The sequence below is a fragment of the Streptomyces sp. NPDC043870 genome, from assembly GCF_056435785.1.
The window spans coordinates 135,149-146,790 of sequence record NZ_JBWKDT010000002.1; the positions used below are offsets into that span (position 1 = coordinate 135,149).

Genomic DNA, 11,642 nt, shown 5'->3' on the forward strand with positions numbered 1-11,642 from the left:
AGAGACCTGGGTTACCGTTCAGTTGACGTCGCAGACGAAAGACCAAGGGGTGGGGATTCATGAGCATGTCCGCATGGAAGCGCGCGGGCGTCTCTCTGACGGCGGTCGCCGTCATCACGGGGGTCGCGGGGTGCCAGGACGGTGACGGGGGGAAGAAGGCCGCGGCGCCGGGGAAGACCGCGCCTCAGTCCCAGGGCTCGGTGACCGAGGTCCTCCAGGCCGCGTACAAGAAGACGGCGGCGGCGAAGTCCGCGAAGGTCCGTATGACCATGTCCATGCCCGCGGGGATGGACGGCGGCGGCACCATGGAGATGACCGGTGTCCAGGGGTGGAACCCCACGGTGATGGACTTCACCATGAAGGGCTCCATGCTCAAGGCCGGCGACCCCGACGCCCCCGAGCAGATGCGCATGGTGTGGCTGGACAACGTCATGTACATGGACATGGGTGCGAAGAACGCCGCCCAGATGGACGGCAAGCGCTGGATGAAGATGGACCTCAAGGCAGCCGCGGAGGCCAGCGGCGACAAGGCCCTGCAGCAGCAGATGACCGGCAGCCTGGAGAACATGAACCAGGACCCGGCCCAGCAGCTCGCCCTGCTGCTCGGCTCGCCGAGCGTGAAGCACGTGGGTGCCGAGAAGGTCGACGGTGTCCTGACGCAGCACTACAAGGGCACGCTGACCTTCGAGGAGATGGTCAAGGCCAACAAGTCCCTCGATGTGCTCTCCGAGAAGGAGCGCAAGGACCTCGTCGCCAACGTCAAGAAGGCGGGCATCAAGGGGTACGACACCGAGGTCTGGGTCAACGAGGACAACTACCCGGTGAAGATGGTCGTCGGCATGAAGATGCCCCAGGGCACCGTGCACATGACCGCCAACTACTCGGACTACGGCGCCAAGGCCGCCGTCCAGGCGCCGCCGGCCAAGGACACCCTGGACCTCTTCAAGATGCTGAAGGACCTGGAGAACGCCGGGACGGACGGCGGCACCGGCTCCGGCGCCTGATCGCCCCGACGGACCGATTTGCTTGACGCGGGCCCGTTCCCGTAACCTTCCACAGAAGCCAAAGACCGCTGGTCGTTGCTGTGCCCGCAAGGGTGCGGTGGCCGAAGGATCCGCTAGCTGCGGACGACCCGCGCAGGTGACTGTGGATGAGCTCCCGGATGCCGCTCTTCAAAGAGCACAGCCGGTCGAGCTACGCCCCGTGCGCCTGCGCCGGGGCGTTTCGTTTTGTTCAGCCCCTTCTGAGCGGTCCTCATCACCCGGAAGGAGGCCGACGCTCTATGGCAAGGCCCGACAAGGCTGCCGCGGTAGCCGAGCTCGCGGACCAGTTCCGCAGCTCGAACGCCGCTGTGCTGACCGAGTACCGGGGTCTCACCGTGGCGCAGCTCAAGACGCTGCGTCGTTCGCTCGGTGAGAACGCCCAGTACGCCGTGGTGAAGAACACGCTGACCAAGATTGCGGCCAACGAGGCCGGGATCACTTCGCTCGACGACCAGTTCACTGGTCCGACGGCGGTTGCCTTCATCACCGGTGACCCGGTGGAGTCGGCGAAGGGTCTTCGTGACTTCGCCAAGGACAACCCCAACCTGATCATCAAGGGCGGTGTCCTTGATGGCAAGGCGCTGTCCGCCGATGAGATCAAGAAGCTTGCGGACCTCGAGTCCCGCGAGGTTCTGCTCGCCAAGCTGGCGGGCGCCATGAAGGGCAAGCAGTCCCAGACTGCCGCGCTCTTCCAGGCGCTTCCCTCGAAGTTCGTCCGCACCGCGGAGGCGCTTCGTGCCAAGCAGGCCGAGCAGGGCGGTGCCGAGTAATTCGGCTCGCGCATTGACCGTCGCCGCATAAGCGCGCGCCGGTCGCAGCGGGCCAAACGTACGCCCGCCGACATGTACATCCGGCACCAGCCGAATTAGTGGAAGGATCGCCCATCATGGCGAAGCTCAGCCAGGAAGACCTGCTCGCGCAGTTCGAGGAGATGACCCTCATCGAGCTCTCCGAGTTCGTGAAGGCCTTCGAGGAGAAGTTCGACGTCACCGCTGCCGCCCCGGTCGCCGTTGCCGGCGCTGCTGTTCCGGGTGCCCCGGCCGAGGCCGTCGAGGAGAAGGACGAGTTCGACGTCATCCTCACCGGCGCCGGCGAGAAGAAGATCCAGGTCATCAAGGTCGTGCGTGAGCTGACCTCCCTGGGTCTGAAGGAGGCCAAGGACCTCGTCGACGGCACCCCGAAGCCGGTCCTCGAGAAGGTCGCCAAGGACGCTGCGGAGAAGGCCGCCGAGGCCCTCAAGGGCGCCGGCGCCTCCGTCGAGGTCAAGTGACCTCACGGAGTCTCCTGACTCCCGCGCTGTAACGCGCACGCACTGAAGGACGATCACCCATGCGGGTGGTCGTCCTTCGGCGTTCCCGGGGCACCCCGGTGGCTGTCTTGCACTGACCGCTGCGGAGAGTAAGGTGATCTTCGCCGTGCGCCAGGTGACGATCTCCACCGAGTGGGGGGCCTTGACGAACCGCACGCAGCGCGCAATTCTCAGGACGCGTCGTCACAACGGTCCAAACTCGAGGCATGGATCGACGACCGAACGGGCAGTATCGGTGTGCGCCTCCAGCGCACGGCATACCGCGGAGTTGAGAACAACGAGGGTCTCGGAAAACCCGCCCTGGACATCAGTGGGCCAAGTGGCTACACTGACCCTTTGCGCTGCCTGTTAGCTGCCCCCTGCCCGTCACCAGGGGCATACCCTCGCACGAGCATCGTTGACCGAATAGCCCTGACCTGGCCATTTGACCAAATCAGGAGCCGTCTGTCTCCGTGCCCGGCTGGGGACCGGTACGCGCGTAGTGAGTCCGAGCCCTCGGAAGGACCCCCTCTTGGCCGCCTCGCGCAACGCCTCGACCGCGAATACGAACAACGGCGCAAGCACCGCCCCGCTGCGCATCTCCTTTGCAAAGATCAAGGAGCCCCTCGAGGTTCCGAACCTCCTCGCGCTGCAGACCGAGAGCTTTGACTGGCTGCTCGGCAATGCCGCCTGGAAGGCTCGTGTCGAGGCGGCTCTGGAGTCCGGACAGGACGTCCCCACCAAGTCCGGTCTGGAGGAGATCTTCGAGGAGATCTCTCCGATCGAGGACTTCTCCGGGTCGATGTCGCTGACCTTCCGCGACCACCGCTTCGAGCCCCCGAAGAACTCGATCGACGAGTGCAAGGAGCGCGACTTCACGTACGCCGCGCCGCTCTTCGTCACGGCCGAGTTCACCAACAACGAGACCGGTGAGATCAAGTCCCAGACGGTCTTCATGGGCGACTTCCCGCTCATGACGAACAAGGGCACCTTCGTCATCAACGGCACCGAGCGTGTCGTGGTGTCGCAGCTGGTCCGCTCGCCGGGTGTCTACTTCGACTCCTCCATCGACAAGACGTCCGACAAGGACATCTTCTCCGCCAAGATCATCCCGTCCCGGGGTGCCTGGCTGGAGATGGAGATCGACAAGCGCGACATGGTCGGTGTCCGCATCGACCGCAAGCGCAAGCAGTCCGTCACCGTCCTCCTGAAGGCGCTCGGCTGGACCACCGAGCAGATCCTCGAGGAGTTCGGCGAGTACGAGTCGATGCGCGCCACCCTGGAGAAGGACCACACCCAGGGCCAGGACGACGCGCTGCTCGACATCTACCGCAAGCTGCGCCCGGGCGAGCCCCCGACGCGCGAGGCCGCGCAGACCCTTCTTGAGAACCTGTACTTCAACCCGAAGCGCTACGACCTCGCCAAGGTCGGCCGCTACAAGGTCAACAAGAAGCTCGGCGCGGACGAGCCGCTGGACGCCGGCGTGCTCACCACCGACGACGTCATCGCGACCATCAAGTACCTGGTCAAGCTGCACGCCGGTGAGGTCGAGACGGTCGGCGAGAACGGCACGCAGATCGTCGTCGAGACCGACGACATCGACCACTTCGGCAACCGTCGTCTGCGCAACGTCGGCGAGCTCATCCAGAACCAGGTCCGCACGGGTCTGGCTCGTATGGAGCGCGTCGTGCGCGAGCGCATGACCACCCAGGACGTCGAGGCGATCACGCCGCAGACCCTGATCAACATCCGGCCGGTCGTCGCCTCCATCAAGGAGTTCTTCGGCACCAGCCAGCTGTCCCAGTTCATGGACCAGAACAACCCGCTGTCGGGCCTGACCCACAAGCGCCGTCTGTCGGCGCTGGGCCCCGGCGGTCTGTCCCGTGAGCGGGCGGGCTTCGAGGTCCGAGACGTGCACCCGTCCCACTACGGACGCATGTGCCCGATCGAGACCCCCGAAGGCCCGAACATCGGTCTGATCGGTTCGCTCGCCTCGTACGGCCGCGTCAACGCGTTCGGCTTCGTCGAGACGCCGTACCGCAAGGTCGTCGACGGCCAGGTCACCGACGAGGTGGACTACCTGACCGCCGACGAGGAGGACCGCTTCGTCATCGCGCAGGCCAACGCCGCGCTGGGCGAGGACCTGCGCTTCTCCGAGCCCCGCGTGCTCGTTCGCCGTCGTGGCGGCGAGGTCGACTACGTGCCGCCGTCGGACGTGGACTACATGGACGTCTCGCCGCGCCAGATGGTGTCGGTCGCGACCGCCATGATCCCGTTCCTCGAGCACGACGACGCCAACCGTGCCCTCATGGGCGCGAACATGATGCGCCAGGCCGTTCCGCTCATCAAGGCGGAGGCCCCGCTCGTCGGCACCGGCATGGAGTACCGCTGTGCCACCGACGCCGGCGACGTCATCAAGGCGGAGAAGGACGGTGTGATCCAGGAGGTCTCGGCCGACTACGTCACCGTCGCCAACGACGACGGCACGTACACCACGTACCGCGTCGCCAAGTTCTCCCGCTCGAACCAGGGCACCTCGGTCAACCAGAAGGTCGTCGTGGCCGAGGGCGACCGGGTCGTCGAGGGCCAGGTCCTCGCCGACGGCCCGGCCACCGAGAACGGTGAGATGGCGCTCGGCAAGAACCTGCTGGTCGCGTTCATGCCGTGGGAGGGTCACAACTACGAGGACGCGATCATCCTGTCGCAGCGCCTCGTCCAGGACGACGTCCTCTCCTCGATCCACATCGAGGAGCACGAGGTCGACGCCCGTGACACCAAGCTCGGCCCCGAGGAGATCACCCGGGACATCCCGAACGTCTCCGAGGAGGTCCTCGCCGACCTCGACGAGCGCGGCATCATCCGTATCGGTGCCGAGGTCGTCGCCGGCGACATCCTGGTCGGCAAGGTCACCCCGAAGGGTGAGACCGAGCTGACCCCGGAGGAGCGCCTGCTCCGCGCGATCTTCGGTGAGAAGGCCCGTGAGGTCCGTGACACCTCGCTGAAGGTGCCGCACGGCGAGACCGGCAAGGTCATCGGCGTCCGCGTCTTCGACCGCGAGGAGGGCGACGAGCTTCCCCCCGGTGTGAACCAGCTGGTGCGCGTGTACGTCGCGCAGAAGCGCAAGATCACCGATGGTGACAAGCTCGCCGGCCGTCACGGCAACAAGGGCGTCATCTCCAAGATCCTGCCGATCGAGGACATGCCGTTCCTGGAGGACGGCACCCCGGTCGACATCATCCTCAACCCGCTGGGTGTCCCGTCCCGAATGAACCCGGGACAGGTCCTGGAGATCCACCTCGGCTGGCTCGCCAGCCGCGGCTGGGACGTCTCCGGCCTCGCCGACGAGTGGGCCCAGCGCCTGCAGTCCATCGGCGCGGACCAGGTCGCGCCGGGCACCAACGTCGCGACCCCGGTCTTCGACGGTGCGCGCGAGGACGAGCTCGCGGGTCTGCTCCAGCACACCATCCCGAACCGGGACGGCGAGCGCATGGTGCTCCCGACCGGTAAGGCGAGGCTGTTCGACGGCCGCTCCGGCGAGCCGTTCCCGGACCCGATCTCGGTCGGGTACATGTACATCCTCAAGCTCCACCACCTGGTCGACGACAAGCTGCACGCCCGGTCGACCGGTCCGTACTCGATGATCACCCAGCAGCCGCTGGGTGGTAAGGCTCAGTTCGGTGGCCAGCGGTTCGGTGAGATGGAGGTGTGGGCGCTGGAGGCTTACGGCGCCGCGTACGCCCTCCAGGAGCTGCTGACCATCAAGTCCGACGACGTCACCGGCCGCGTGAAGGTCTACGAGGCCATCGTCAAGGGCGAGAACATCCCCGAGCCCGGCATCCCCGAGTCCTTCAAGGTGCTCATCAAGGAGATGCAGTCCCTGTGCCTCAACGTGGAGGTGCTGTCCTCGGACGGCATGTCCATCGAGATGCGCGACACCGACGAGGACGTCTTCCGCGCCGCGGAGGAGCTCGGTATCGACCTGTCCAGGCGAGAGCCGAGCAGCGTCGAAGAGGTCTGACGGGCTTGGCCGGGGCTTCCACGAGGAGCCCCGGCTGTCCCCGGACCCTCCCCCTACGCCCTGCGGGCGTGGAGGGGCCCCCATCAGACCATTGATTGAGACACGACCCTGAGAGGGATTGACGCATAGTGCTCGACGTCAACTTCTTCGACGAGCTCCGGATCGGCCTGGCCACCGCTGACGACATCCGTCAGTGGTCCCACGGCGAGGTCAAGAAGCCCGAGACCATCAACTACCGCACCCTGAAGCCCGAGAAGGACGGACTCTTCTGCGAGAAGATCTTCGGTCCTACCCGGGACTGGGAGTGCTACTGCGGCAAGTACAAGCGCGTCCGCTTCAAGGGCATCATCTGTGAGCGGTGTGGCGTCGAGGTCACCCGCGCCAAGGTGCGCCGTGAGCGGATGGGCCACATCGAGCTGGCCGCTCCCGTCACCCATATCTGGTACTTCAAGGGCGTTCCGTCGCGGCTGGGCTACCTGCTCGACCTCGCCCCGAAGGACCTGGAGAAGGTCATCTACTTCGCGGCGTACATGATCACGTACGTCGACGAGGAGCGCCGCACCCGCGACCTGCCCTCGCTGGAGGCCCACGTCTCCGTCGAGCGCCAGCAGATCGAGAACCGCCGCGACGCCGACCTGGAGGCCCGCGCCAAGAAGCTCGAGGCCGACCTGGCCGAGCTCGAGGCCGAGGGTGCCAAGGCCGATGTGCGCCGCAAGGTGCGCGAGGGTGCCGAGCGTGAGATGAAGCAGCTGCGCGACCGCGCCCAGCGCGAGATCGACCGCCTCGACGAGGTGTGGAGCCGCTTCAAGAACCTCAAGGTCCAGGACCTGGAGGGCGACGAGCTGCTCTACCGCGAGCTGCGTGACCGCTTCGGCACGTACTTCGACGGTTCGATGGGTGCCGCGGCGCTGCAGAAGCGCCTGGAGTCCTTCGACCTGGAGGAGGAGGCCGAGCGCCTCCGCGAGATCATCCGTACCGGCAAGGGCCAGAAGAAGACCCGTGCGCTCAAGCGCCTCAAGGTCGTCTCCGCCTTCCTGCAGACCAGCAACAGCCCCAAGGGCATGGTGCTGGACTGCGTCCCGGTGATCCCGCCGGACCTGCGTCCGATGGTGCAGCTGGACGGTGGCCGCTTCGCGACCTCCGACCTGAACGACCTGTACCGCCGGGTCATCAACCGGAACAACCGTCTGAAGCGTCTGCTCGACCTCGGTGCCCCCGAGATCATCGTGAACAACGAGAAGCGGATGCTCCAGGAGGCCGTCGACGCGCTGTTCGACAACGGCCGCCGCGGCCGTCCGGTCACCGGTCCCGGTAACCGCCCGCTGAAGTCCCTCAGCGACATGCTGAAGGGCAAGCAGGGTCGCTTCCGTCAGAACCTGCTCGGTAAGCGAGTCGACTACTCGGCGCGTTCCGTCATCGTCGTCGGCCCGCAGCTGAAGCTGCACCAGTGCGGTCTGCCCAAGGCCATGGCGCTGGAGCTCTTCAAGCCGTTCGTGATGAAGCGCCTGGTCGACCTGAACCACGCGCAGAACATCAAGAGCGCCAAGCGCATGGTCGAGCGCGGCCGCACCGTCGTGTACGACGTCCTCGAAGAGGTCATCGCCGAGCACCCGGTGCTGCTGAACCGTGCGCCCACGCTGCACCGCCTCGGCATCCAGGCCTTCGAGCCGCAGCTGGTCGAGGGCAAGGCCATCCAGATCCACCCGCTCGTCTGCACCGCGTTCAACGCGGACTTCGACGGTGACCAGATGGCCGTGCACCTGCCGCTGTCCGCGGAGGCGCAGGCCGAGGCCCGCATCCTGATGCTGTCCTCGAACAACATCCTCAAGCCGGCCGACGGCCGACCGGTCACCATGCCGACCCAGGACATGGTGCTGGGCCTCTTCTTCCTCACCACGGACGAGGAGGAGCGCGAGGTGCGCGGCGAGGGCCGTGCGTTCAACTCCACCGCCGAGGCGATCATGGCCTTCGACGCCCGGGAGCTCTCGCTCCAGGCGAAGGTCGACATCCGCTTCCCGATCGGCACCGTCCCGCCGCGTGGCTGGACCCCGCCGGTCGCGGAGGAGGGCGACGACTCGACGCCGTGGCAGCAGGGTGACAGCTTCCGGCTGAAGACCACCCTGGGCCGCGCGCTCTTCAACGAGCTGCTGCCCGAGGACTACCCGTTCGTCGACTACTCGGTCGGCAAGAAGCAGCTCTCCGAGATCGTCAACGACCTCGCCGAGCGCTACCCGAAGGTCATCGTGGCGGCGACGCTCGACAACCTGAAGGCGGCCGGCTTCTACTGGGCGACCCGTTCCGGTGTCACCGTGGCCATCTCCGACGTCGTCGTTCCCGAGGCGAAGAAGGAGATCGTCGCGGGCTACGAGGCCCAGGACGAGAAGGTCCAGAAGCAGTACGAGCGCGGTCTGATCACCAAGGACGAGCGCACGCAGGAGCTCATCGCGATCTGGACCAAGGCGACCAACGAGGTTGCCGAGGCCATGAACGAGAACTTCCCGAAGACCAACCCCATCTTCATGATGGTCAACTCGGGTGCTCGTGGAAACATGATGCAGATGCGTCAGATCGCCGGTATGCGTGGTCTGGTGTCGAACGCCAAGAACGAGACGATCCCGCGTCCCATCAAGGCGTCGTTCCGTGAGGGCCTGTCCGTGCTGGAGTACTTCATCTCCACCCACGGTGCCCGTAAGGGTCTCGCCGACACCGCTCTGCGTACCGCCGACTCGGGTTACCTGACGCGTCGTCTGGTCGACGTCTCGCAGGACGTCATCATCCGCGAGGAGGACTGTGGCACCGACCGCGGTCTGAAGCTGCGGATCGCCGAGCGCGGCGCCGACGGTGTCCTGCGCAAGGCGGAGGACGTCGAGACGTCCGTGTACGCGCGGATGCTCGCCGAGGACGTCGTCGTGGACGGCAAGGTCATCGCGCCGGCCAACGTCGACCTCGGTGACGTGCTCATCGACGCGCTCGTGGGCGCGGGTGTCGAGGAGGTCAAGACCCGCTCGGTCCTGACCTGTGAGTCCGCGGTCGGTACGTGTGCGTACTGCTACGGCCGTTCGCTCGCCACCGGCAAGCTGGTCGACATCGGTGAGGCGGTCGGCATCATCGCCGCCCAGTCCATCGGTGAGCCCGGTACCCAGCTGACGATGCGTACCTTCCACACCGGTGGTGTGGCCGGTGACGACATCACCCAGGGTCTGCCGCGTGTCGTCGAGCTCTTCGAGGCCCGTACCCCGAAGGGTGTCGCCCCGATCTCCGAGGCCGCCGGCCGCGTGCGGATCGAGGAGACCGAGAAGACCAAGAAGATCATCGTCACCCCGGACGACGGCAGCGACGAGACGGCGTTCCCGATCTCGAAGCGCGCCAAGGTCCTGGTGCGCGAGGGCGACCACGTCGAGGTGGGCCAGAAGCTCACCTTCGGTGCGACCAACCCGCACGACGTGCTGCGCATCCTCGGCCAGCGGGCCGTCCAGGTCCACCTGGTCGGCGAGGTCCAGAAGGTCTACAACTCGCAGGGTGTGTCGATCCACGACAAGCACATCGAGATCATCATCCGGCAGATGCTGCGCCGTGTGACGATCATCGAGTCCGGCGATGCGGAGCTGCTGCCGGGCGAGCTCGTGGAGCGCTCGAAGTTCGAGACCGAGAACCGTCGTGTGGTCACCGAGGGCGGTCACCCCGCCTCCGGCCGTCCGCAGCTGATGGGTATCACCAAGGCCTCGCTCGCCACCGAGTCGTGGCTGTCGGCGGCGTCCTTCCAGGAGACGACCCGGGTTCTGACCGACGCGGCGATCAACGCCAAGTCGGACTCCCTGATCGGCCTCAAGGAGAACGTCATCATCGGTAAGCTCATCCCGGCCGGTACGGGCCTGTCCCGCTACCGCAACATCCGGGTCGAGCCGACCGAGGAGGCCAAGGCCGCGATGTACTCGGCCGTCGGCTACGACGACATCGACTACTCGCCGTTCGGCACGGGCTCCGGCCAGGCCGTTCCGCTGGAGGACTACGACTACGGTCCGTACAACCAGTAAGGCGTACGACGTCTGACGAAGGGCGGCCACTCCGTTTCGTACGGGGTGGCCGCCCTTCGGCGTTGTTCCGGCCTTCCGGCCTTGTGCGGGCCCGAGAGAGGGGGCTTGTGGCGCTCGTACGGCGGTCCGGGGCGCTTGGGGGCATCCTGGTGGCGTACCTGCGTGTCGGGCCCGCTTGCATTTGTTTTGACCGAACTCGGTGAGGTAGGTACGCTCAGACCTTGTGCCTGGGGTGTGCCTGGGCTCATGTGCGTGTCCTCAACCGCACAGCGAGCCAAGACCGGCCACCGTAATTCTGCGCTTTTCCGCCTTGCGGCGGGAGTCTGCAGCATTCGACACACCCGACCGCGTGGGTCGGCGACGTTCCAGGTTAGCTTTACTAACGGCACACAGAAACCGGAGAAGTAGTGCCTACGATCCAGCAGCTGGTCCGTAAGGGCCGGCAGGACAAGGTCGAGAAGAACAAGACGCCCGCACTGGAGGGTTCCCCCCAGCGTCGCGGCGTCTGCACGCGTGTGTTCACGACCACCCCGAAGAAGCCGAACTCGGCCCTCCGTAAGGTCGCGCGTGTGCGTCTGACCTCCGGCATCGAGGTCACGGCCTACATTCCGGGTGAGGGACACAACCTGCAGGAGCACTCCATCGTGCTCGTGCGTGGTGGCCGTGTGAAGGACCTGCCGGGTGTTCGCTACAAGATCATCCGCGGTTCCCTCGACACCCAGGGTGTCAAGAACCGCAAGCAGGCCCGCAGCCGCTACGGCGCCAAGAAGGAGAAGTAAGAATGCCTCGTAAGGGCCCCGCCCCGAAGCGCCCGGTCATCATCGACCCGGTTTACGGTTCTCCTCTGGTGACCTCGCTGATCAACAAGATCCTGCTCAACGGCAAGCGTTCCACCGCTGAGCGCATCGTCTACGGCGCCATGGAAGGCCTCCGCGAGAAGACCGGCGCTGACCCGGTCATCACGCTGAAGCGCGCCCTCGAGAACGTCAAGCCGTCTCTCGAGGTCAAGTCCCGCCGTGTCGGTGGCGCCACCTACCAGGTGCCGATCGAGGTCAAGCCCGGTCGCGCCTCCACCCTCGCGCTGCGCTGGGTCGTGGGTTACTCCCGCGCCCGCCGTGAGAAGACCATGACCGAGCGCCTCATGAACGAGCTGCTGGACGCCTCGAACGGCCTCGGCGCTTCGGTCAAGAAGCGTGAGGACACGCACAAGATGGCCGAGTCCAACAAGGCCTTCGCGCACTACCGCTGGTAGTCGCTAC

7 protein-coding genes are annotated in these 11,642 nt (G+C 66.1%); all 7 read left to right on the forward strand.

What is annotated here, in order from left to right; translation table 11 throughout:
- The first annotated feature begins 59 nt into the window (after positions 1-59).
- The 7 genes from AC0699_RS03045 to rpsG all read left to right on the forward strand — a co-directional run bounded on the left by AC0699_RS03045 (position 60) and on the right by rpsG (position 11,635).
- Positions 60-1,004 (forward strand): SCO4651 family lipoprotein, encoded by a 945-nt coding sequence (locus AC0699_RS03045; protein WP_478654931.1) that lies wholly within the window; start codon positions 60-62, stop codon positions 1,002-1,004.
- A gap of 278 nt (positions 1,005-1,282) precedes the next feature.
- On the forward strand, positions 1,283-1,813 hold the full coding sequence (gene rplJ / locus AC0699_RS03050) for a 50S ribosomal protein L10 (protein ID WP_383046051.1): 531 nt from the start codon (positions 1,283-1,285) through the stop codon (positions 1,811-1,813).
- A 116-nt stretch (positions 1,814-1,929) separates the two neighbouring features.
- On the forward strand, positions 1,930-2,313 hold the full coding sequence (rplL, locus tag AC0699_RS03055) for a 50S ribosomal protein L7/L12 (RefSeq protein WP_478654934.1): 384 nt from the start codon (positions 1,930-1,932) through the stop codon (positions 2,311-2,313).
- A 550-nt stretch (positions 2,314-2,863) separates the two neighbouring features.
- Entirely contained in the window at positions 2,864-6,349 is a 3,486-nt protein-coding gene (gene rpoB, locus AC0699_RS03060; protein WP_478654936.1) for a DNA-directed RNA polymerase subunit beta, read from the forward strand.
- Positions 6,350-6,477: 128 nt separating this feature from the next.
- Positions 6,478-10,383 carry a DNA-directed RNA polymerase subunit beta' gene (locus tag AC0699_RS03065; RefSeq protein WP_478654937.1) on the forward strand — a complete coding sequence of 1,302 codons (3,906 nt, stop codon included), beginning with the start codon at positions 6,478-6,480 and terminating at the stop codon, positions 10,381-10,383.
- Positions 10,384-10,790: 407 nt separating this feature from the next.
- Positions 10,791-11,162, forward strand: coding sequence for a 30S ribosomal protein S12 (gene rpsL, locus AC0699_RS03070; RefSeq protein ID WP_003948652.1), 372 nt, complete (start codon positions 10,791-10,793; stop codon positions 11,160-11,162).
- A gap of 2 nt (positions 11,163-11,164) precedes the next feature.
- Positions 11,165-11,635, forward strand: coding sequence for a 30S ribosomal protein S7 (rpsG, locus tag AC0699_RS03075; RefSeq protein WP_006347241.1), 471 nt, complete (start codon positions 11,165-11,167; stop codon positions 11,633-11,635).
- Positions 11,636-11,642: the final 7 nt, after the last annotated feature.

Bases quoted from the DNA above. Each gene is read 5' to 3' on its own strand.
- AC0699_RS03045 (WP_478654931.1), top strand. From the start codon at position 60: ATGAGCATGTCCGCATGGAAGCGCGCGGGCGTCTCTCTGACGGCGGTC.
- rplJ (WP_383046051.1), top strand. From the start codon at position 1,283: ATGGCAAGGCCCGACAAGGCTGCCGCGGTAGCCGAGCTCGCGGACCAG.
- rplL (WP_478654934.1), top strand. From the start codon at position 1,930: ATGGCGAAGCTCAGCCAGGAAGACCTGCTCGCGCAGTTCGAGGAGATG.
- rpsG (WP_006347241.1), top strand. From the start codon at position 11,165: ATGCCTCGTAAGGGCCCCGCCCCGAAGCGCCCGGTCATCATCGACCCG.